The sequence below is a fragment of the Pseudomonas sp. 4CAES_32.4 genome (genome assembly GCF_058136335.1).
In genome coordinates, this window is sequence record NZ_CM176882.1 from 202,886 (window position 1) to 224,301 (window position 21,416).

The 21,416-nt window shown below is 60.0% G+C and carries 18 protein-coding genes and 1 tRNA gene; 16 read left to right on the forward strand and 3 right to left on the reverse strand.

The features are described 5' to 3' along the window. Positions 1-100: 100 nt before the first annotated feature. The 11 genes from AC3Y64_RS00865 (at position 101) to pgaD (ending at position 14,315) form a co-directional block, all read left to right on the forward strand. Positions 101-529, forward strand: coding sequence for a MarR family winged helix-turn-helix transcriptional regulator (locus AC3Y64_RS00865; RefSeq protein WP_489986103.1), 429 nt, complete (start codon positions 101-103; stop codon positions 527-529). Continuing rightward, positions 526-2,589 (forward strand): FUSC family protein, encoded by a 2,064-nt coding sequence (locus tag AC3Y64_RS00870; protein WP_489986104.1) that lies wholly within the window; start codon positions 526-528, stop codon positions 2,587-2,589. Before AC3Y64_RS00865 ends, AC3Y64_RS00870 begins: the two co-directional genes overlap by 4 nt. Next, positions 2,586-2,795 (forward strand): DUF1656 domain-containing protein, encoded by a 210-nt coding sequence (locus AC3Y64_RS00875; protein ID WP_007917703.1) that lies wholly within the window; start codon positions 2,586-2,588, stop codon positions 2,793-2,795. The genes AC3Y64_RS00870 and AC3Y64_RS00875 overlap by 4 nt, the downstream gene beginning before the upstream one ends. Further along, positions 2,792-3,694 carry an efflux RND transporter periplasmic adaptor subunit gene (locus tag AC3Y64_RS00880; protein ID WP_064389057.1) on the forward strand — a complete coding sequence of 301 codons (903 nt, stop codon included), beginning with the start codon at positions 2,792-2,794 and terminating at the stop codon, positions 3,692-3,694. The genes AC3Y64_RS00875 and AC3Y64_RS00880 overlap by 4 nt, the downstream gene beginning before the upstream one ends. Then, positions 3,691-5,133 carry an efflux transporter outer membrane subunit gene (locus AC3Y64_RS00885; RefSeq protein ID WP_489986105.1) on the forward strand — a complete coding sequence of 481 codons (1,443 nt, stop codon included), beginning with the start codon at positions 3,691-3,693 and terminating at the stop codon, positions 5,131-5,133. Before AC3Y64_RS00880 ends, AC3Y64_RS00885 begins: the two co-directional genes overlap by 4 nt. A gap of 93 nt (positions 5,134-5,226) precedes the next feature. After that, on the forward strand, positions 5,227-5,862 hold the full coding sequence (locus tag AC3Y64_RS00890) for an NADH:ubiquinone oxidoreductase subunit N (protein ID WP_158959091.1): 636 nt from the start codon (positions 5,227-5,229) through the stop codon (positions 5,860-5,862). A 318-nt stretch (positions 5,863-6,180) separates the two neighbouring features. Then, entirely contained in the window at positions 6,181-7,686 is a 1,506-nt protein-coding gene (locus AC3Y64_RS00895) for a YdgA family protein (RefSeq protein ID WP_489986106.1), read from the forward strand. A 257-nt stretch (positions 7,687-7,943) separates the two neighbouring features. Beyond that, a complete protein-coding gene (gene pgaA, locus AC3Y64_RS00900; protein ID WP_489986107.1) occupies positions 7,944-10,424 on the forward strand; it encodes a poly-beta-1,6 N-acetyl-D-glucosamine export porin PgaA in 2,481 nt (826 codons plus the stop codon). Positions 10,425-10,436: 12 nt separating this feature from the next. Then, on the forward strand, positions 10,437-12,434 hold the full coding sequence (gene pgaB / locus AC3Y64_RS00905; RefSeq protein WP_489986108.1) for a poly-beta-1,6-N-acetyl-D-glucosamine N-deacetylase PgaB: 1,998 nt from the start codon (positions 10,437-10,439) through the stop codon (positions 12,432-12,434). Between the two features lies 1 nt (position 12,435). Further along, positions 12,436-13,791, forward strand: coding sequence for a poly-beta-1,6-N-acetyl-D-glucosamine synthase (gene pgaC, locus AC3Y64_RS00910; RefSeq protein WP_489986109.1), 1,356 nt, complete (start codon positions 12,436-12,438; stop codon positions 13,789-13,791). Further along, the gene (pgaD, locus tag AC3Y64_RS00915) at positions 13,788-14,315 is read left to right on the forward strand and encodes a poly-beta-1,6-N-acetyl-D-glucosamine biosynthesis protein PgaD (RefSeq protein WP_489986110.1); all 528 of its coding nucleotides are present in this window, start codon (positions 13,788-13,790) and stop codon (positions 14,313-14,315) included. The genes pgaC and pgaD overlap by 4 nt, the downstream gene beginning before the upstream one ends. Before the next feature lie 122 nt (positions 14,316-14,437). On the opposite strand, the gene AC3Y64_RS00920 is transcribed toward pgaD, so the two are convergent. Beyond that, positions 14,438-15,961 carry an FAD-dependent oxidoreductase gene (locus AC3Y64_RS00920; RefSeq protein ID WP_489986111.1) on the reverse strand — a complete coding sequence of 508 codons (1,524 nt, stop codon included), beginning with the start codon at positions 15,959-15,961 and terminating at the stop codon, positions 14,438-14,440. Positions 15,962-16,100: 139 nt separating this feature from the next. On the opposite strand from AC3Y64_RS00920, the gene AC3Y64_RS00925 reads away from it, so the two are divergent. The 5 genes from AC3Y64_RS00925 (at position 16,101) to AC3Y64_RS00945 (ending at position 19,916) form a co-directional block, all read left to right on the forward strand. Further along, positions 16,101-16,661 (forward strand): YbhB/YbcL family Raf kinase inhibitor-like protein, encoded by a 561-nt coding sequence (locus AC3Y64_RS00925; RefSeq protein ID WP_489986112.1) that lies wholly within the window; start codon positions 16,101-16,103, stop codon positions 16,659-16,661. Positions 16,662-16,750: 89 nt separating this feature from the next. Next, the gene (locus tag AC3Y64_RS00930) at positions 16,751-18,430 is read left to right on the forward strand and encodes a vWA domain-containing protein (RefSeq protein WP_489986113.1); all 1,680 of its coding nucleotides are present in this window, start codon (positions 16,751-16,753) and stop codon (positions 18,428-18,430) included. Between the two features lie 30 nt (positions 18,431-18,460). After that, positions 18,461-19,042 carry an RNA polymerase sigma factor gene (locus AC3Y64_RS00935; protein WP_489987911.1) on the forward strand — a complete coding sequence of 194 codons (582 nt, stop codon included), beginning with the start codon at positions 18,461-18,463 and terminating at the stop codon, positions 19,040-19,042. After that, complete coding sequence (locus tag AC3Y64_RS00940) at positions 19,039-19,629, forward strand: hypothetical protein (protein ID WP_489986114.1); 591 nt, start codon at positions 19,039-19,041, stop codon at positions 19,627-19,629. Before AC3Y64_RS00935 ends, AC3Y64_RS00940 begins: the two co-directional genes overlap by 4 nt. 20 nt (positions 19,630-19,649) lie before the next feature. After that, positions 19,650-19,916, forward strand: coding sequence for a hypothetical protein (locus tag AC3Y64_RS00945; RefSeq protein WP_489986115.1), 267 nt, complete (start codon positions 19,650-19,652; stop codon positions 19,914-19,916). A 52-nt stretch (positions 19,917-19,968) separates the two neighbouring features. Here AC3Y64_RS00945 and AC3Y64_RS00950 read toward each other — a convergent pair whose 3' ends face one another. Both AC3Y64_RS00950 and AC3Y64_RS00955 read right to left on the reverse strand, forming a co-directional pair. Next, on the reverse strand, positions 19,969-21,009 hold the full coding sequence (locus AC3Y64_RS00950) for a virulence RhuM family protein (RefSeq protein ID WP_489986116.1): 1,041 nt from the start codon (positions 21,007-21,009) through the stop codon (positions 19,969-19,971). A gap of 200 nt (positions 21,010-21,209) precedes the next feature. Continuing rightward, positions 21,210-21,286, reverse strand: a tRNA-Arg gene (locus AC3Y64_RS00955). Positions 21,287-21,416 lie beyond the last annotated feature (130 nt).

Here is a 21,416-nt window from a genome sequence, read left to right on the forward strand (position 1 = left end):
GTTTCAAAACTTGACTGAAATTCCCCTCCAATGCGATATTGATAGTTAGCAAACTAACAGTGTGCATTTTCTCGTGCCGAACGAACTCGACGCTCTCCAAATGAACATCAGCAGTGCCATGGTGGTGGCCGCCAGGCATTGGCGGAAGATCTGCCAGACCACGCTGGTCAACTATGGAATCTCCGAAGCCTGTGCCGTGCCGCTCTTGATGATCGGCCGTTTGGGCGAGGGTGTGCGGCAGGTGCAGGTGGCGCAGGCGGCCGGGATGGAGAGTCCGTCGCTGGTGCGTCTGCTCGATCAGTTGTGTCATTCGGGTTACGTCTGCCGTACCGAAGATGCCCACGATCGCCGCGCCAAGTGTCTGAGCCTGACTGATACCGGTCGTGAACTGGTGCAAGCGGTGGAGATCGAACTGGTGCGCCTGCGTCATGAGGTGCTTGAGGGCATCGACCAGAGCGATCTGGAAGCTACGCTTCGGGTACTCAGAGCTTTTGAGGCGGCCCATCCGCCTGTGGTGATCAATTCTTGAACGGTTTTTTCTCCGGCATTCCGCCCGCCCGTGACTGGTTCTACGGGATCCGCACCTTTGCAGCGTCGATGATCGCGCTGTACATCGCCTTGCTCATGCAAATGCCGCGTCCGTATTGGGCGATGGCCACGGTGTACATCGTCTCCAGCCCGTTCCTCGGCCCGACCAGTTCCAAGGCGTTGTACCGTGCGATCGGTACTTTTCTCGGTGCGGCAGCGGCGGTTTTTTTCGTGCCGATGTTCGTGCAGAGCCCGTATGTGCTGGTGGTGGTCATCGCGCTGTGGACGGGGATTCTGCTGTTCATGTCCCTGCATTTGCGCACGGCCAACAGCTACGCGCTGATGCTCGCCGGTTACACCTTGCCGCTGATTGCCTTGCCGGTGGTGGATAACCCGCTGGCGGTGTGGGACGTCGCGGAAGCGCGCACCGAAGAGATTTTCCTCGGCATCGCCGTGGCGGCGGTGGTTGGCGCAATGTTCTGGCCACGGCGTCTGGCGCCGGTGTTCAACGATGCCGTGAGCAAGTGGTTCGCCGACGCCACCACCTACAGCCTGAAATTCCTCAGCCGCGACGTGCAGCCCGAAGAAGTCACCGCGCTGCGCATGGCCATGGTCGCCAACTTCAACAGCCTCGAATTGATGATCGGCCAGTTGCCTCACGAAGGCTCGCGACCGCAAACCGTGCGCAACACCAAAGAATTGCGCGGGCGGATGATTCATCTATTGCCGGTGATCGATGCGCTGGAAGACTCGCTCTACGCCCTCGAGCGGCGCACGCCGGAGCTTGTAGAAAAGTTCGAACCGCTGCTCGTTGCGACCCGCGAATGGCTCGGTCATCAGGACGCTGATCTCGACCGTTGGCAAGCGCTGAAAGATCAGCTCGAAGCCCTGCAACCGAGCGCCGAAGCGCTGGAAGATCGCCGACAATTGCTGTTCTCCAACTCGATCTATCGCCTCGGTGAATTCATCGATTTGTGGCAAGACTGCCGCAGCTTGCAAGACGCGATTCTCTGCGAACGGCAGGACAACTGGCGCGCGGTGTATCGCCACTGGCGTCTTGGTCGGCTGACACCGTTCATCGATCGCGGGCTGATGCTGTATTCAGTGGCCTCGACGATTCTGGCGATCATCACCGCGTCGGTGCTGTGGATTCTGCTTGGCTGGCCGGACGGCGGCAGCGCGGTGATTCTGGCGGCGGTGGCGTGCAGCTTCTTCGCCTCGATGGATGACCCGGCGCCGCAGATTTACCGATTCTTTTTCTGGACCGGCATGTCGGTGCTGTTCGCCAGCCTCTATCTGTTTTTGATCCTGCCCAACCTGCATGACTTTCCGATGCTGGTGCTGGCGTTTTCCATCCCGTTTATCTGTGTTGGCACCCTCACCGTGCAGCCGCGTTTCTACCTCGGCATGCTGCTGACGCTGGTCAACACTTCGTCGTTCATCAGTATTCAGGGCGCTTACGATGCGGATTTTTTCGCCTTCGTGAACTCCAATCTCGCGGGGCCGATCGGTCTGTTGTTCGCGTTTATCTGGACGCTGGTGGCGCGCCCTTTCGGTGCTGAACTGGCGGCCAAGCGCCTGACCCGTTTCAGCTGGAAAGACATCGTCCACATGACCGAGCCGGCCAACCTCGCCGAGCATCGGAAACTGGGTGTGCAGTTGCTTGATCGGCTGATGCAGCACTTGCCGCGTCTGGCGCTCACCGGTCAGGACACCGGCATCGCCATGCGCGAAGTGCGCGTCGGCCTGAACTTGCTCGATTTGCTCGCCTACACGCCACGGGTGACCGGTGCGCCGAACGTTTTGTTGCAGCAAGTGGTCAGTGAAGTCGGCGAGTATTTTCGCGCCTGCCTCAAGGCTGGCGAACGCTTGCCGGCGCCTGCGCCTTTGCTGATGACCCTGGATCGTACCCGTCGCGCACTCAATGGCCACGGCGACGATGAAACCCGTCTAAACCTGTTGCACGCCTTGAGCGGTTTGCGTCTGGCGTTGCTGCCCGGCGTCGAATTCGTCTCCAGCGCCGAGCCCGAAGAACCGCTGCCCGATGGAGCGCCCCTATGATCGGTGATCTGGACATCAGCGGCATATTCCTGCCGACCCTGCTGGTGTTGATGGGCATCACTTATGTGCTGTTTTTGCTGGTGCATGCCGTGCTTACGCGCGTGCACTTTTACCGTCTGGTCTGGCACCGGGCATTGTTCAACGTGGCCCTCTACGCCGTGCTTCTGTACGGCGTGGACTCACTCAGTCGATACCTGATGACATGAAAAAACCGTTTTTGACCATCGGTCGCGTGGTACTGACCCTGCTGATCGTGACTTTTGCCGTTGTCCTCGTCTGGCGCATGGTGATGTATTACATGTTCGCGCCGTGGACCCGTGACGGCCACATTCGCGCCGACATCATCCAGATCGCCCCGGACGTCTCCGGGTTGATCCAGCAGGTTGAAGTGAAAGACAACCAGCTGATCAAACGCGGCCAAGTGCTGTTCAGCATCGACCAGGATCGCTTCAAACTGGCCCTGCGTCAGGCCAAAGCGGCTGTCGCCGACCGCGAAGAAACCCTCGCCCAGGCCCAGCGCGAAGCCAAGCGTAACCGTGGCCTCGGCAACCTGGTGCCCGCCGAACAGCTGGAAGAAAGCCAATCGAAGGTTGCCCGTGCGCAATCGGCACTGGCCGAAGCCATGGTCACCGTGGACAGCGCCCAGCTCAACCTCGACCGCTCGGTGATCCGCAGCCCGGTCGACGGCTACGTCAACGATCGCGCGCCGCGTCCGCAGGAATTCGTCACTGCCGGGCGTCCGGTGTTGTCGGTGGTCGACAGCAATTCCTTCCACATCGACGGTTATTTCGAAGAAACCAAACTCGACGGCATTCATGTCGGCCAGTCGGTGGATATCCGTGTGATTGGCGACCGTGCGAAATTGCGCGGGCATGTCGAAAGCATCGTCGCCGGTATCGAAGACCGCGACCGCACCAGCGGCAGCAACCTGCTGCCCAACGTTAACCCGGCGTTCAGCTGGGTGCGGCTGGCGCAGCGGATTCCGGTGCGGATTGCCTTTGACGATGTGCCGGAAGATTTCCGCATGATCGCCGGGCGTACCGCCACGGTGTCGATCATTGAAGACTCAAAGGTCGACGATAAAAAGCAGGAGCCCGCGCAATGAGCAGGGCCCTGATGATCGCCGGGTTGGGCGTGATGTTGTCGGCGTGTCAGATGGTCGGCCCGGACTATCACGTGCCGGAAGATGCGGCAGTGCAACGCAAGGATTTTCAGGGCGAACTCGCCGTGGCCGGCAAACCCGTCGTATCCGCGCCAGTGCCGGCGGACTGGTGGCGGCTGTATAAAGATCCGCGCCTCGATCAACTGGTTCAGCAGGCTATGGCTTCCAACACCGATCTGCGCGTTGCGGCTGCCAATTTGCAGCGTGCCCGTGCTCAGGTCGATGAGGCCGAGGCCGCTGGTGGCTGGAGCGGCGGGGTGAAAATGGGTGCCCAGCGTTTGCAGGAGTCCGGTCAGGCGTTCTTGCTGCCGGAAAAAGTCCCGGTGGCGAATATCGGCGATATCGGCATCAGCGCCTCGTATCAGTTCGACCTGTGGGGCACGTTGCAACGTGGCATCGAAGGCGCGAAGGCCAATGCCGACGCGACGCAAGCCGCAGCGGATACGGCCCGGATCACTTTGGTAGCGGACGTGGTTCGCGCTTACACCCAGGTCTGCGCAGCCAATGAAGAGCGCGAAATCGCCCAGCATTCCCTCGACCTGCAGTCCCAAGGCACCACGCTGATCCAGCGTCTGCGCGACGCTGGCCGTGGCGATGAAACCCAGGTCACTCGTTCGCAAACCCAATTCAAATCCCTGCGCGCCGACATGCCGCGCTATGAAGCGGCGCGTCAGGCCGGGTTGTTCCGTCTGTCGATGCTGCTGGCGAAACCGGTCGATCAATTGCCGGCCGGCACCGCGACTTGCGCCGAATTGCCGAGAATCGCCCAGTTGGTGCCGGTCGGTGACGGTGCCGCACTGCTCAAGCGTCGCCCGGACATTCGTCAGGCTGAACGACGTCTGGCCGCCGCAACTGCCGGGATCGGTGTAGCGACCGGTGAGCTGTACCCGGACATCAGCATCGGCGCGACCATCGGCACCGTCGGTATTTTCGATGACCTCGGTGATCCATCGACCAACCGTTGGGGCTTCGGTCCGTCGCTGAGCTGGAAAGTGCCGACCAACGGCGCCCGTGCGCGCATTCGTGAAGCGGAAGCGACCACTCAAGGCGCCCTGGCACATTTCGACGGAGTGGTGCTCAACGCCATTCGCGAAACCCAAACCGGTCTGGCCCAGTACAGCGCGCTGCTGCAACGCCGTGATGCGCTGGCCGATGCCGAGCAGTCAGCGAAACTCGCAGCGGATCAGACACACCGCTTCTTCCAGGCCGGTCGCGAGTCGTTTCTTGCTGACCTGCAAGCAACCCGCACCTATACCGATGTCACCGCGCAACTGGCCGCCGCCAACACCCAAGTTGCGATGAGCCAGATCGATTTGTTCCTCGCCCTCGGCGGCGGTTGGGAAAGCGGACGAACGCACGCTCCAAGCCCGAGCAAACCCTGAGGCCATAGCTATGCTTTGAAGTGTTGGAAGGGCGCCCCGTGCAAAGCACCCTTCCAGCGCACATTGCTAGCGCTGGTCTAGGGGAAACCAATAATGAAAAACCCTTACGCTCTCGGCTTCTGGTGTGCCCTGGTAGCACTGGTGCTGCTATCGGCCACCTATTTCTACGGCATCATGCTGGCCCATCAGATCGACAAGGCCATGGTCTTTCTCGACAGCGCTGTCGCGCTGATCGCGGTCATGGCAATTGTGGTGGTGGCGTGGGCATCGGTTCAGGTGCAGCGGGTCAAGAAACGCCAGCTCGAACAGGGCAAGACTCTGGTACTGATCTGGGACACCAAAGTCGCCCTGCGCCGGGTTGAAACCGTGTTCGACCGGTATTTCTGGGGCAGCTACTGGCAGCCGGGGCGCACGTTCGCCGAAGTCATGGGCGAACTCACCGGCACGCCGCTGGAAAAAAGCCTCGAAGCGCTGAAAAAGCAGTGCCTGGAACTCGACAAGCAGATCGATAACGAGGGCTGGCATTGGCTGAACAATGCCCGCGAGTTGTCCGATGTCGCCACGGCCATGGCCCGCGAGCGTTATCAACTGGATTTCTGCGATCCGCGCGCCGACGGGCCGGGCGGTGCGGTGATCGATCGGGATTTTGAAGTGCTGGTTTATACCTGGACGGCGCGGTTGAAGAGTTTTGATCATCAACTGGATGAGATCGAGGTTCAGTATTCCTGATTCCCGCTGAATCGACTGGCCTCATCGCTGGCAAGCCAGCTCCCACAAGGTTTTGTGGTGTTCACAGAATTTGTGTTCGCTGAAGATCGTTGTGGGAGCTGGCTTGCCAGCGATGGCGTCCGCAAAAACAGCGAAACTCTCACGGCCTGCTCACTGTCCACTCTCCCCATAGACACTCTTTAACCTTTAAACATTGGGCCGTCTTGCGCCCCCGGTGCTAATCTCCATCGCTAATTTCAGCGGAGTCGAGCCGCGACCCGGTCACGGGTTCAGGGAAGACGACCACACTCACAGCCACGGAAATCGATCAGGTCATTCATGAATAAATCAGCAGGCGTGCTCCTCGGAATTGTTGTTGCCATTGGCGCGATCAGCGCAGGCGGGGCCTGGTACACCGGGACCAAGATCGAAGGCGTGTTGAACAACGCCGTCAGCAACGCCAACAAAGAGCTGCAGACCGCCATGGCCGGTTCCAACGGCACCGCGTCGCTGGAACTGGTGTCGCTCGATCGCCACACCTTCACCAGCACCGCGCACTACCGCCTCAAGGGCGAAGGCGAGATGTTTGGCGACAAGCCGGTCGAATTGCTCTTAGTCGACCACATCGAACACGGCCCGCTGCCGTTCTCGCGTCTGGTTTCGCTGAAGTGGCTGCCGGTCATGGCCACCAGCAATTACGAACTGGAAAAGAGCCCGGCCACCGAAAAATGGTTCGCTGCCACCAAAGGCGCGGCGCCGCTCAAGGGCGTGACCAACATCGGCTACGACGAATCCACTACGAGCACCCTCGAACTGCTGCCGTTTGAAACCGCGCTGGACGAACAATCGAGCCTGAAATTCTCTGGCCTGACCATGGACATCTCCGCCAGCGCCCAGGCGCAAAAGGTCAAAGCCAACGGTTACATGGACAACCTGAAACTGGTCACCGTGGCTGAAGATCAGGCGCCGGTGCAGGTCGAACTCAACGGTCTGACCCTGGCCAGCAACCTCGCCAAGAGCAGCTTCGGCTACTACACCGGCGAGAACACCCTGGAGCTGACCGACAGCAAAACCACCTTCGGGCCCAAGCAGTCAGTGCTGGGTGTGAAGAAGTTTGAAATGAAGAACCTCACCGAAGAAAACGGCAGCAGTGCCTCCGGTCGCGCCGATTACAAGATTGGCGAGGTATCCCTCAACGACAAGAAAATCGGCTCGGCCAACATGGCCATGAGCCTGAAGAACCTCGACATCCCGTCGACGATGTCGCTGATGCAGATCTACCAGACCAAACTGCAGCCGTATGAAAAAGCCGCTGCCGAAGCCGCTGCTCAAGGCTTGCCGGCTCCGGAGCTGAACCTCACCGAAGCTGAAAATGCTCAGGTCAAAGCCGACCTGCAGAAACTGCTGGCCGCCGGCCCGCAGTTTGCCCTGGAAAACCTCTCGTTCAACACCGCCAACGGCGAGAGCAAGGCCAACCTGGTGATCGACCTGACCAAGCCGCAGTCGATGGATCTGCCGCCGGATCAACTGGGCAAACAGCTGATTGCGCTGCTTGACCTGAATATCCAGGTGTCCAAGCCGATGCTGGTCGATCTGCTCAGCGTGCAGGCGCAGCTGGACGGCCAGACTGACGCCAAAGCCATCGTCGATCAGTCCAAGGAAGCCGCCGACATGTTCGCCGGCATGGCGGTGGGTTCGCAGTTGGCCGTCGTCGACGGAACCAATGTCGTGACCAAGTTGCATTACGCAGCCAATCAGGTCGAATTCAACGGCCAGAAGATGACCGTCGAGCAGTTCGTCGGCTTCCTGATGAGCAAGTTCGCCGGCGTCACGCAAGTGCAGTAATTCTGCGTTCTAAATAGCAACGCCCGGCCTCTGGATCCTCCAGACGCCGGGCGTTTTGCTGTCTGGCGTTCGGGTTTTGGCTGTCGCGGCGTAACCGTCGTGACGATTCTGAACAATTATTGTGTTCTGGATTTTGGTCTACGCTTGCGTGCAAGACTGCCTGACTAAGCTTGGCCGAGTGCTGTCATTTTCGGCCACCGTTACGAATGGGCAAGGAGGGCATTGCGACCCGGCTGGCCATGTAAGGATGCTGACGAATGCCGCGTATTGATGTTCCTGTATTGCATCGTGGTTTACGCCCGTTGTTCCGCGTTGCGCTGTGCAGCCAATTGCTTTGGCCGGCACTGGCGTTTGCCGACACCCCCTACGATCAGATGGTGCGTGATGCCCGTGCCGGACAAACCACGCCGGCGCTGACGGTATTGCGCCAAGTGCCGCCGGGTCAATCGACTACCGGGCAGATCAGCGATCACCTGCAAATCGCCAGTTGGGCCGGGCTCGACGCCGAAGTGGTGCAGGTTTATGAAACCCAGGGCCGTGATCGCGTGCTGCCGGTGCAGGCACTGACCGCCACCGCCCGCGCCTATCGCAATCTCAAGCGCTGGGATCAGGCAACTCAGGTTTACAACAAGGCCTTGGCGCTGGAACCGGATAACGCTGATCTGCAACTGGGCCTTGCCCTGACTCAGGCTGACGCCGGTAAACCTGACGAAGCGGTGACTCGCGCCAAAGCGCTGGTGGCGGCAAAGCCTGATGATCCTTCGCGCCGCCTCGCGCTGGGCTACGCCCTGACCCGCGCCGGCAAGCAATACGACGCGCTGTTCGAATACGACCAAGCCTTCAAACGCGCCGGCAGCAAACCGGAGGTCGCCCGTGAATACGTGGTCGCGCTGCAAAAGGCCCGTCTGCCAGAGCCCGCGTTGCGCTTGGCTAACCAACGTCCGGGTCTGATTGATCCCGTCACGCTACGTCGCCTCGAAGGTGATCTGGCTGCCGAGCGTGTGCGCCTCGCCGAAATGGCCAGTCGCAGCGAAAAAGAACGCTACGTCATCGCCGATCGTGCGCTGGCCGATTACGACAAACTCCTCGCCACCTGGACGCCAGACGCCAGCGCCAAGGAAGACGTGACCCGCTGGCGCATCGACCGCATGGGTGCGCTCAAGGCCCGCGCGCGAACTGCCGACGTCATTGCTGAATACCAAAAGCTGCAAGCCGAAGGCGTGAAGATTCCGACCTACGCGATGCGTTGGGTCGCCGCCTCATATCTGGATCAACGCGAGCCGGAAATCGCCACCGATCTTTATCGTCAGGTACTTTCCGCCCCGGACGCCGATGTCGGCAATCGCCTCGAAGACAGCACGGCGCTGTATTACGCGTTGCTGGAAAGTGACCGTGCCGACGAGGCGCGCAAAGTCGCCGAGGACGCCGCCAAGTCGCAACGCCCGCGCATCGAACTCAAGGGCTTGCCCGTCGGCAACCCGAACGATGAATGGATGGACGCCCAGCAACTGGCGGCGCAGGCCGGCACCTACGGTTCCGATCTGCCCCACGGTGAAGAGCGTTTGCAGGCCCTGGTCGATCAGGCGCCGGGCAACATCGGTTTGCGTCTGGCGCAGGCGGATTTGTATCTGGCCCGCAACTGGCCGCGCCGCGCAGAAATGCAGCTCAAGGAAACCGAGAGCATGGTGCCGCGCGACATGGGCCTGGAAATTGGTCAGGCGCATACGGCCATGGAACTGCAGGAATGGCGGCAAATGGATGCGCTGACCGACGACGTCGTCGCGCGGTATCCGGACAACCGCCAAGTGCAGCGTTTGGCCCGTGAGCGTGAAGTCCATGACATGTCCGAGCTGCGCGTCGAAGCCTACGGCGGCAAAGCCAACGGTGGCGGCGACAGCGATGCAGGCGCCGTCAGCGGCAGCCGCGATTTCGGTATCCAGACCACCCTTTACAGTCCGCCGATCGACGAAGACTGGCGGGTGTTTGCCGGGGCCGGTTATGCCACCGGCGACTTCACCGAAGGCACCGGTCACCACCGCTTCCAGCGGGTTGGTCTGGAGCGGCGCACCCGCGATATGACTCTCGAAGCCGAAGTCTCCAATCACGATTACGGCTTCGGTGACAAACAGGGCGCGCGCCTGGCGATCGCCCGCGACATCAACGACAACTGGCAGTACGGCGGCAGCCTCGAATACCTCTCGGCTGAGACACCGCTGCGCGCGCTCAACAGCGACATCAAGGCCAATGGCGGCAGCGGTTTCATCCGCTGGCGCGCCAACGAAAGCCGCGAGTGGCGCCTGTCGGTCAGCCCATCGCACTTCAGCGACGGCAACAACCGCGTCGAAGCCTTGCTCACCGGTCGCGAGGGTGTTTACAGCGCGCCGAACGTGCAGGTCGATGCGGGTCTGGAAGTCGGCACCAGCCATAACTCCAAATCCGATGACGTGCCGTACTTCAACCCAAAATCCGATCTCAGCGTGATGCCGCTGGTCAACGTCAATCACGTGCTCTACCACCGCTACGAAACCTCCTGGAGCCAGCAATTCCAGGCCGGTGCGGGCACGTACAGTCAGCGCGATCACGGCACCGGCGGCATGGGCCTGCTCGGTTATGGCCAACGCTACGCCTGGAACGACGTGCTTGAGGTGGGTGGCTTGCTCAGTGTGATCAACCGGCCCTACGACGGTGATCGGGAGACCGATCTGCGTCTGCTCGTCGACCTCACTTTCCGCTTCTAGAAGAGTTTGAAGATGCCTTTGATTTCGCGTTTCATCCTTCTGCTGGGAGTGCTGCTGATCAGCGCTTGCGCCCAGCAAGCCCCGGCCTTCGCGCCGCCGTCCGAGCGTCCGCTGGCGGCCAGTGAAAAACCGTGGCCGAAAAACCACGTGCTCGGCATCGCCTACCACGACATCGAGGATCGCGATCCCGATCAGGCCGTGGTGGCGGTGCGCACCGAACGCATGATCGAGCAACTCGCGTGGCTGCGTGAGAATGGCTACAAACCGGTCACGGTCGACCAGATCATGGCAGCGCGCAAGGGCGGCCCGGAGCTGCCGGCGAAGGCGATTCTGCTCAGCTTCGACGACGGTTATTCGAGCTTCTATACGCGCGTGCTGCCGGTACTGCGCGCCTACAACTGGCATGCGCTGCTGGCGCCGGTCGGCAGCTGGATCGACACGCCGCTCAATCAACCGGTGGATTTCGCCGGTGCCCCGCGTGCGCGTTCCGACTTTCTGACCTGGGATCAGGTGCGCGAAATCTCGCAATCGGGTCTGGTGGAAATCGCCGCGCATACCGACGCCAACCACAAAGGGATTCTGGCCAATCCGCAGGGCAACATGCAGCCTGCTGCCGCGACCCGGCGCTACGATCCGGTGACCAAACGTTATGAATCCGAGGCCGATTTCCAGGCGCGGATTCGCACTGACGTGAACAACATCTCGGAGAAAATCCGCAAGGTCACCGGCAAGAAACCGCGTGTCTGGGTCTGGCCGTACGGCACGGCGGACGGCACTTCGCTGACCGTGGTGGGCGAGGAGGGCTATGAAATGGCCCTGACCCTCGACGACGGCCTCGACTCACTCGACAACCTGATGAGCAGCCCGCGCTTCCTCGTCGCCTCCGACCCAGACGGTGAGCATTTCGCCAACAGCGTGGTGGCGGTGCAGTCCGATTTCGCCATGCGCGTGGTGCATGTCGATCTGGACAACGTCTATGACCCGGACCCGGCGCAACAGGACATCAACCTCGGCAAACTGGTGCAGCGCATGGCTGACCTCGGTGCCAACACGGTGTTCCTGCAAGCCTTTGCCGATCCGAAGGGCGATGGCCTGGTGCATTCGCTGTACTTCCCCAACCGTCATTTGCCGGTGCGCGCCGACTTGTTCGACCGCGTCGCCTGGCAACTGCGCACCCGCGCTCATGTGAAAGTGTTTGCGTGGATGCCGGTGCTGAGTTTCGGCCTCGATTCGAAGCTGCCACGCGTGACGCGCTGGGATCCGAAAACCGGGACTACATCAGTCGATCCGGATCAGTACAAACGCCTGTCGCCATTCGATCCGGAAGTGCGGCGGATCATCGGTGAAATCTACGAAGACGTGGCGCGACTGACGTCGGTCGACGGCATTATTTATCACGACGATGCGGTGCTTTCGGATTTCGAAGACGCCGGCCCGCAGGCGCTGAAGGTTTACGCCGCCAACGGTCTGCCGGGTTCGATCGCCGCCCTTCGCGATGATCCGGCGGCGATGCAGCGCTGGACGCGTTTCAAGAGCAAATACCTCATCGATTTCACTAACGAGCTGACTGCCAAAGTCCGCGCCATTCGTGGCCCGCAAGTGCAGACAGCGCGCAATATTTTCGCCGAGCCGATGATCAATCCGGCCAGCGAAGCGTGGTTCGCGCAGAACCTCGACGACTTCCTCGCGACCTACGACTGGACGGCGCCAATGGCGATGCCGTTGATGGAAAAACAGACGCAGGCGCAGTCCGGCCCATGGCTGGAAGCACTTGTCGAAATCGTCAAAAAGCGTCCCGGGGCACTGGATCGCACAGTGTTCGAATTGCAGGCGCGGGACTGGACGAAAAAGGACCAGGCCGACATCGATGCGGCGGTGATGGCGGACTGGATGGGGCGCCTCAAGCGTCAGGGCGCGACCAGTTTCGGTTACTACCCGGACAACTTCCTCGACAACCTGCCAGACCTGAAAATCGTAAGGCCTGCACTCTCCAACAAATGGAATCCATAACATGCTGGATAGACTGTTAGCCCTGCTTGTTCTGGCGCTCGTCCTCGGCGTGCCGCTGGGACTGATCTTCCTGGTGACCGGGCAGTTCCTGATGGACTTCGTGTTCTTCTACCCGTTGTTCATGTCCGGGTTGTGGATTGCCGGCGGCCTGTATTTCTGGCTGCACTGGGAGCGCCACTGGCCGTGGAAGGACGACACGCTGCCGCCACCGCTCGAAGGCGAGCCGCTGATCTCGATCCTGATCCCTTGCTACAACGAAGGTGACAACGCCGCCGACACCATTCACGCGGCGTTGGCCCAGCATTATCCGAACATCGAAGTCATTGCGATCAACGACGGCTCCAAGGACAACACCGCGCAAGTGCTCGACGCGCTGGCCAAGGAAGATCCACGGTTGCGCGTGCTGCATCTGGCGGAAAACCAGGGCAAGGCTGTCGCGCTGCGCATGGGCGCCATCGCTGCACGCAGTGAGTATCTGGTGTGCATCGACGGTGACGCGCTGCTGGCGCCGAACACAGCGGCTTATCTGGTCGCACCGATGCTGGATAACGCACGGCTTGGCGCGGTGACCGGCAACCCACGGATTCGTACGCGTTCGACGCTGGTCGGGCGGGTTCAGGTCGGTGAATTCTCGTCGATCATCGGCTTGATCAAACGGACTCAGCGGGTCTTCGGGCGGATCTTCACCGTTTCCGGGGTGATCGTCGCATTTCGCCGTAGCGCATTGAACCGGGTCGGTTACTGGAGCCCGGACATGATCACCGAAGACATCGACATCAGCTGGAAGCTGCAACTCGATCACTGGAGCATCTTTTACGAGCCGCGCGCGCTGTGCTGGATTCTGATGCCGGAAACCCTCGGCGGCCTGTGGAAGCAGCGTTTGCGCTGGGCCCAGGGTGGCGCCGAGGTGCTGTTCAAAAACATTCGTGGCATCTGGCAGTACCGCCATCGTTACCTGTGGCCGTTGCTGTTCGAATACTGCCTGTCGACCGGTTGGGCGTTTACCTTCCTGTTGTCGGTGATCTTCTGGGGCGTGGGCAAGTTTGTGGCGATGCCGGAAGCTATCGCTGTCGATCACCTGATGCCGCCGGCGTTCACCGGGCTGTTGTTGGCATTTGTCTGTCTGGTGCAGTTCGCCGTCAGCATCATCATCGACCGCCGTTACGAACCAGGCTTGGGCAAGACCATGTTCTGGGTGGTCTGGTATCCGATCGCATTCTGGTTTGTCAGTTTGCTGACGACCTTGGTCAGTTTCCCCAAAGTGTTGTTCGGCCAACATCAGAAACGCGCGCGTTGGGTCAGTCCCGACCGGGGCATCAAACCGATCGGCGACGACGAAGAGGAGGTCATCAAATGAAAATCATCCGGACCCGCCAGCGGCCTTTCCTGGTCGTGGTCGATGTGGTTCTTACCGTAGTGGCGTGGATCGGCTTGCTGTTCCTGCTGATACGCGGACTGTGGCCATTGATTGAACCCCATGTGGGTGGGCCGGGCGTCGACAACTCGGCGTTCGATGCATTGGGCACCCTGCAGATTTATCTGTGGGTGGCCTTGGTCAACGCGGTGATTCTGATCAGTTGGGCGCGTTATCAGCAGCGCAAAAGTCGCAGCTTCGCCCAGCGCCGTCTGCCGTCGCCGGTGATTGACGACGAAGGGCTGAGCAGGAGCTTTAAACTCTGCGATGACCGCTTTCAAAAGCTGCGCACGCCCGGGGTGATGACCATTCACAACGATCAGGAAGGCGATATCAGTCATGTGGTGACGCATTTCTGGCCGGTGCATCAGGAGGAATTGCCGCCGCCGCTGGCACCGCTGGAGCATCCGCGAGTGATCTTTTTGCATGCCGAGGATGATGACAATCGCGAGCCTCTGCCTCGTTAATTGATCGTTCCCACGCTCCGCGTGGGAATGCCTCTTGGGACGCTCTGCGTCCAGTGACGCAGAGCGTCACGGGCTGCATTCCCACGCGGGAGCGTGGGAACGATCAAACAGCGAATCGGTGGTCAGGCTTGGACCAGTGCCCATGCCTCTTCCATCGGCAATGGCTGCTTCATCCTTTCGGCCAACAGCGCCATCGCCCGTTCCTTCTCGCAAGCTACCGCAGCGACCAACACACCATTTCTACCAAACAGCCCAATGAACGGCGGGTGTTCGGGTTCGCCAAGAAACTCCACTTCATCCCAATGTTCGGCATGCCCGAGGTAGTCGTAGTTCTTGCCAAAATGCCAGGTCCAGAAGAACGGCACATCGAGGTAGTGCTCATCGCCACCGAGCATGTTCGCGGCAGCGATGCGTGCGTGTTGCTGGGCCAGGCGCCAGTGTTCGATGCGTTGCGGCTGGCCATGCAGCGGGAACGTGGCGATGTCGCCGATGGCCCACAAGCTTTCGCTCACGCGCATACCGTCATCGACGCGCAGGGACTGATCCTTTTCCCTCGGCAGTGATGCGAACGCCTCGGTCGCCGGGTGAACGCCGACTCCGGCCAGTACCAGATCCGCTGAGAGCCTTAATCCATTGTTCAGCAGCACCGCTTCGACTTTGCCGTCGCCAATGATTTCGGTCGCCTCATGATCGTCGATGAATTTCACGCCCTGTGCTTCATGCAGTGAGCGAATGGCTTTACCCACGGCTTCGCCGAATTGAGCGGCGAAGGGAATCGCGTGTCGAGCCAGCACCGTGACGTCGAGGCCATACTGGCGCAGGGCCGAAGCGCACTCGAGGGCGATGAAGCTGTCGCCGATGATCACGGCGCGTTGATCGGGGCTGGCGGTGTTCATGATCCGTTCGGCCTGAGCCTTTGAGCGCAGCACGAAGACTTGCGGCAGGTCCGCTCCCGGTAAATCCAATGGGTTGGGCTCGCCGCCGGTAGCCAGCACCGCCGCGTCGTAGTGCAGGACTTGGCCATCGCTCAGATGCAAAGCCTTATTGGTGGCGTCGAGCGAAGTGAGTTGTTTCTCCAGTCGCTCGATGCGCTGCTCTGTATAGAAATTTTCATCTCGCAGTGGCGGTGTTTCCTCGGGCGGCATTTCCCCGGCGAGGACAAATTTGCTCAGCACTGTGCGGTCGTAACCGGCGTCGGCCTCGCGGTCGATCATGACGATGCGGCCACCGAAGCCCTTTTCCCGCAACGCCGCCGCACACGCGGTGCCGGCCGCACCGGCGCCGACAATCACGAATGTGCGCGGGTCATCCGTCGGTGGGGTGTGCGGATCCGGCAATGGCTGATCATCAACCCAAACTTCATCGCCGCGCAGCTCCAGTGGATAACGCTTAAGGCTGTCGAGGGCGGGCGGCTCACACAGCGCGCCATCTTCTGCGCGAAAAGCTGCCTTGTGCCATGGGCAGATCAGCCGTCCATGACACAACGCGCCGTCAGCCAAAGGCGCACCGGCATGCGGGCATTCGCCCTGAAAGGCCCGCAACTGCTCGCCTGCGCGCAGCAGCACAATCTTGCAGTCGCCGATTTCAACGGCCAGGCCACGGTCGTGGGGGACATCTGCGCTACGGGCGACGCGGTGCAGGGACATGTTCGGCTTCCTCGCGGGCATTTCTCTTGTGAGTTTGCGCATCGGTGCGAGGTTCAGCCATTTGCCACTGCCACGGCACGAACGGTACAGCTATAGTTTGCAGGCCGACGACGGCCCAACTGCACAAGGTGCTCCCGGAATGCCCCGATTGACCTCTCTCAACCCCTGGCTGGCAGCCCTTGCTGTCACCCTTTGCGTGCAGTTTCCGGCGCAGGCCCAGGAACGTTTCACCCTCAGCATCCCGGGTGTGTCCGATAACCGTCTGTTCACTTCGGCTGCAGCCAGCGATGCGCCCGGTTGCGGCGGCAAGAACCAGTCGCCGGCGCTGAGCTGGAACGCTGGCCCTGCCGGCACTCAAAGCTACGCAATCGTCATGCATGACCCGGACGGCCAGAAAGGTTTGGGCGTCGATCACTGGATTCACTACGGCATCAAGTCCACCACGCACCAGATTGCGGCGGGCGTCGGCGCCAAATCCGCGTTCGAAGGTGTCGGCGGCACCAACAGCAAGGGCAACACCCATTACATGGGGCCGTGCCCGCCAGTGGGCGACAGTGCGCACCACTACATCATCCAGATCTACGCGCTGGATCTGGCTCCAGACGCCTTGCCCGCCGGTCTGACCCGCGCCGAGCTGATGGAAAAAATCAAAGGTCATGTGCTGCGTAACAGCAGTGCGGTGCGGCGTTATCACCGCTGAAAAAAATTTTTAGCGGCGTTTAACCCGAACTGAAAGGGCTGCCCGTCTCAGTGGATGAATGATCAATTTCATCCCCGAGGTCAGCCCCCATGTCTCTTCCTCTCTTACGCCCTGCTGCGGTTGCTGTGCTGCTGGCGCTCGCCGGTTGTGGTGCTTCTTCCACGCCCGATTCCGCTGCGGTGCCAGCGCCTGCGCAGCTTGAAGTGCTGGCTCAGCACGAAGCGATGCCGGCCGCTGGCGCGATGGCCAAGCGCATGGTCCGTTCGGCGCCCGTCGCCAGTTTTGCGCCGATGCCCAGTGCGGACAGTTATCCACAGGGCTATCGCGACGAGCAGCGCGAGCAATATCAGGCGCTGGCTGACAACCCGGTTCACAGCGTCGCCGAAACCCCGGTTTCAACCTTTAGCGCAGACGTCGATACCGGCGCGTACGCCAACGTTCGCCGCCTGCTCAATCAGGGACGTCTGCCGCCGGAAGGTGCCGTCCGGCTGGAGGAAATGGTCAATTATTTCCCCTACGACTACGCGTTGCCCAGCGACGGCTCGCCTTTCGGTGTGACCACCGAACTGGCCGCGTCGCCGTGGAACCCACACACCCGCTTGCTGCGCATTGGCATCAAGGCTTCCGATCGCGCCGTGGCGGAACTGGGCCCGGCCAATCTGGTGTTTCTGGTCGATGTGTCCGGCTCGATGGATCGCCGCGAAGGCCTGCCGATGGTCAAAAGCACGCTGAAACTGCTGGTCGATCAGTTGCGCGATCAGGATCGCGTGTCACTGGTGGTGTATGCCGGCGAATCCCGCGTGGTGCTTGAACCAACATCCGGACGCGAGAAGGCGAAAATTCGTACAGCCATCGAGCAATTGACTGCGGGTGGTTCGACCGCTGGCGCTTCCGGCATCGAACTGGCCTACCAAATGGCGCAGCAGGCCTTTCTCCCCCAAGGCATCAACCGCATCCTCTTAGCCACTGATGGCGATTTCAATGTTGGCGTCAGTGACTTCGACAGCCTCAAGCAAATGGCTGTGGATAAACGCAAAACCGGGATCTCCCTAACCACTCTGGGTTTTGCTGTGGATAACTACAATGAGCACTTGATGGAACAACTGGCCGACGCGGGCGATGGCAACTACGCCTACATCGACAACCTGCGCGAGGCGCGCAAAGTGCTGGTCGATCAGCTGGGTTCTACCCTCGCCGTGGTGGCGAAAAACGTCAAACTGCAGGTGGAATTCAACCCGGCGCAGGTCAGCGAATATCGCCTGCTTGGCTACGAAAACCGCGCGTTGAAGCGTGAGGATTTCAGCAATGACAAAGTCGATGCCGGCGAAATCGGCGCAGGACACACGGTGACCGCGCTGTATGAAATTGTTCCTGCGGGTGAAAAAGGTTGGCTGGAGCCGCTGCGTTACGGCAAATCGGCGTCGGTTGGTTCCGGAAAGAACGGAGAGTTGGCGATGCTGCGTGTGCGTTATCAACAGCCCGAAGGTGGGAAAAGTCTGCTGATCGAGCGGCCGATTGCCAATCAGGTCGCACCCGCCAGCGAAGACCTGCGGTTTGCCGCTGCGGTTTCCGCGTTTTCCCAGCAGCTTAAGGACGGTCGCTATACCGGCGACTTCAGCCTGAAAGACACCGAAATCCTGGCCCGTGGTGCGCGCGGCGATGACCGTTTTGGCCTGCGCAACGAGTTCGTGCAACTGGTCGAGTTGGCGCAGAGCTTGCGCAGCTCAACCGCATCGAACGCGCTGGCCACTGAGCGACGGATTGAATAAGTGAGTCGTCTGAAGGGGTTTATCAGTCAGCTGTTTGCCTCGGCAGACAGCTCAATCGCCAGCAGTGATGAATCGCTGCTGGCGCGTTATCGCGGGGGCGACAGCGCGGCGTTCGAGATCTTGTACGCCCGTCATCGTCAGGGTTTGTATCGGTTCCTGCTCGGGTTGAGCGGTAAAGCGGAATTGGCTGACGAAGTGTTTCAGGAGACTTGGCTGAGCCTGATCCGCAGCGCCAGTCAGCCACAAGGTCGGGCGACTTTTCGTACGTGGTTATTCCAGATTGCCCGCAATCGCTTGATCGATCACTGGCGCAAACACGGGGTTCACCAACCATTGCACGACAGTTATGACGAACAAAGCCACGCCGTCAGCGATGAGACGAATGATCCCGAACAGCTGCTGAGCCTAAGCCGCGATAGCCAACGCTTGGAAAGCGCTCTGCAAACCCTGCCCGCCGACCAGCGCGAAGTGTTCCTGCTGCGCGCCCACGGCGACCTCGACCTGGCGCAAATCGCCAGCCTCACCGAAACACCCCTGGAAACCGTCAAAAGCCGCTTGCGCTACGCCCAGCAAAAACTGCGTCGGCTGCTGGCCGAGGAGGTACTGACATGACTGACGCCCGCCAGACACCCGAAGATCCACTGATCAAGCATGTGCGCGAACAACACAACGCTGAACCGCCGGCTCACCTCGATGCGTTTATCCTCAACGCTGCCCGCCGCGAGGTCCCGGCGCCCCAGCCAAACCTGTGGCAACGCTGGCTCGATGCATGCCGCAAACCGCGCTGGCAAGTCGCATTCGCCAGTCTCGTTGGCGTCGCCCTGATGTTGTCGCTGGTGCAGCGCGCGCCAGAACCGCAAGGGCAATTCGACTTCGCCCCGGCAGCGAAACCCGCCGCACCGCTGGCGCGCAAGCAAGCGCCGCAAGCATTGTCGGCGCCCGCAGGTGCCATGCCCGCACCCGCACCGATGGCAGAAATGGCCGCACCGATGCAACGCGAAGCCATCAGTGCTGACCAAGCCAAACTCAGCAAACGCGCCGCCACCCCGGTCAATGGCCTCGACGCGCAACTGCGCGAAGTCCTGCGCCTGCGCGAAACCGGCCAGTCGCAAGCAGCAGACAGCCTGTTCAACAACCTGCACAAACGCTACCCGAACGCCGATCTCGACGCCCGACTCGAACAGTTGCAGAAAAAATGACCGCGTGACCCCTCAGCCATTTGGCATTGCCCCGCAAAAGCGCGCAATATCGGGACATTGCCAATACGCTGGAGGACAACGTGGCATCGAAAATTGACCGCATTGCCCAACTGCTCAACTGCCCGGAAAAGGGCGAAGAGATGCGGCGCGCTATTACTGAAGCACGTAAGGAATTTCTGCTGAACCAGCCGGAAGAAGACGTCGTTGATGAAGACGAGGTTTTTGGGGAGGTTGAAGAGGAAGAAGACGACGATGATTACGATGAGTTTGACTGGACGACTGAATAAATTGAGCGTCAGGCGCTGGTTCAGGTCTTGGTTGCCTGATCGAAGGCTGGGCTCAGTGCCGACTCTTTTGTGAAATGTGGCGAAGTGCTTCAATGGCGTCCCGTTCGCCTTCTTTCTCTTTCAGAGTCCTGCATCGTTCGGCATAGATTTCATATTCAGATCGGGCTTTTTCTTCGGCTGCTTGATTACTTGTGTGCCCCGATCCTTGCAAAATCTGGCGGCTGTTGAATTCCAAAAACTGGTTCAACTTCTCCTGCCAATCCCGTAGAAAAACCTGTTTGCGCATCAATGTTTGGTCTTCCGCGAAGTCCAGCCACATCGTAACGATGCGATTGAGAGCATTGATTTCTTCTTGGATGAGGTAGTTTTTAGCGATTGTTACATCGCTTTTACGCACTTCATCTCCCTTGAAGTTGGTTAGGCCCATATGTGTTTTTGAGGCGTCAACGCGCTGGAAGATTAACTCGGCGGCAGTCAGGCCCGTGCTGGCGAAATGAAGCTTGTTTTGGATGATCTGAAAGAACGCAGTCGTATCCTTGTTGGACGGCACGTAATCGGCCGCCATCGCGAAGATATCCTTCACCCTTAAATAAACCCGTCTTTCGCTGGCTCGAATATCCCGGATGCGCTCAAGCAAATCGTCAAAATAGTCAGGCACCTGTGAGTGTCCCACAGGAGGGTTTCTCAATCGCTCGTCGTCCATAGCGAAGCCTTTGACCAGATATTCTTGAATTACCTGAGTGGCCCATCGACGGAATTGGGTTCCTCGCTTGGAACGGACGCGGTATCCCACCGCAATAATCAAGGGCAGGCTGAAATACTTGACGTTGTATGGTTTGTTATCGGTGGCAGTTGTTCGGTAAAACCGAACAACTGAATCCTCTAACAACTCGCCCTCGGCAAAAATATGGCTGATATGTTCGCTGATGGTTGCTTTGGCTTTACCGTACAGTTCACAAATCATCGACTGAGATAGCCAAAGCGTTTCGGACTCGAATCGACATTCCAGGCGTACCTGGCCTTCGGAGCTTTCAAAAAGCAAAAGCTCCCCTTGAGGGGCTGCAGGATAGGCTGTGTCGTTCTGATCAATCATTGGGCTGTTCCGCGACCAGTTCTGGCGAGTCTTTACATTGATCGCAAAGGCTCAAGTGAGGCTACGTAGTGTGGCGAAAACCAATGGCCTAATGAACCCGATTGTCGTGTAATTTTGTTTCCAGCCAATTTTTTCTTAAAACCATCGCCCACAAAAAAGCCCCGGACCATCACAGTCCGGGGCTTTCTCGTTTCAATCAATGGTGCACCAGGCGGGATTCGAACCCACGACCCCTGCCTTCGGAGGGCAGTACTCTATCCAGCTGAGCTACTGGTGCAGCGGGCGACATCATACCTAGGTCGGCTCGGGGCGTCCATGCTGGGATTCGGCGCGGTTTGTCAGTGCGCGTGTCGGCGCAAAGCGCTGTATTCCATAAAGCTGTAACGTCCTGCAAAACCCTCGCTTGG

Coding starts and splice junctions, on each gene's coding strand:
- AC3Y64_RS00865 (WP_489986103.1), top strand. CDS start 101: ATGAACATCAGCAGTGCCATGGTGGTGGCCGCCAGGCATTGGCGGAAG.
- AC3Y64_RS00895 (WP_489986106.1), top strand. CDS start 6,181: ATGAATAAATCAGCAGGCGTGCTCCTCGGAATTGTTGTTGCCATTGGC.
- AC3Y64_RS00880 (WP_064389057.1), top strand. CDS start 2,792: ATGAAAAAACCGTTTTTGACCATCGGTCGCGTGGTACTGACCCTGCTG.
- pgaB (WP_489986108.1), top strand. CDS start 10,437: ATGCCTTTGATTTCGCGTTTCATCCTTCTGCTGGGAGTGCTGCTGATC.
- AC3Y64_RS00890 (WP_158959091.1), top strand. CDS start 5,227: ATGAAAAACCCTTACGCTCTCGGCTTCTGGTGTGCCCTGGTAGCACTG.
- AC3Y64_RS00930 (WP_489986113.1), top strand. CDS start 16,751: ATGTCTCTTCCTCTCTTACGCCCTGCTGCGGTTGCTGTGCTGCTGGCG.
- AC3Y64_RS00950 (WP_489986116.1), bottom strand. CDS start 21,009: ATGATTGATCAGAACGACACAGCCTATCCTGCAGCCCCTCAAGGGGAG.
- pgaD (WP_489986110.1), top strand. CDS start 13,788: ATGAAAATCATCCGGACCCGCCAGCGGCCTTTCCTGGTCGTGGTCGAT.
- AC3Y64_RS00925 (WP_489986112.1), top strand. CDS start 16,101: ATGCCCCGATTGACCTCTCTCAACCCCTGGCTGGCAGCCCTTGCTGTC.
- AC3Y64_RS00940 (WP_489986114.1), top strand. CDS start 19,039: ATGACTGACGCCCGCCAGACACCCGAAGATCCACTGATCAAGCATGTG.
- AC3Y64_RS00885 (WP_489986105.1), top strand. CDS start 3,691: ATGAGCAGGGCCCTGATGATCGCCGGGTTGGGCGTGATGTTGTCGGCG.
- pgaA (WP_489986107.1), top strand. CDS start 7,944: ATGCCGCGTATTGATGTTCCTGTATTGCATCGTGGTTTACGCCCGTTG.
- AC3Y64_RS00920 (WP_489986111.1), bottom strand. CDS start 15,961: ATGTCCCTGCACCGCGTCGCCCGTAGCGCAGATGTCCCCCACGACCGT.
- AC3Y64_RS00875 (WP_007917703.1), top strand. CDS start 2,586: ATGATCGGTGATCTGGACATCAGCGGCATATTCCTGCCGACCCTGCTG.
- pgaC (WP_489986109.1), top strand. CDS start 12,436: ATGCTGGATAGACTGTTAGCCCTGCTTGTTCTGGCGCTCGTCCTCGGC.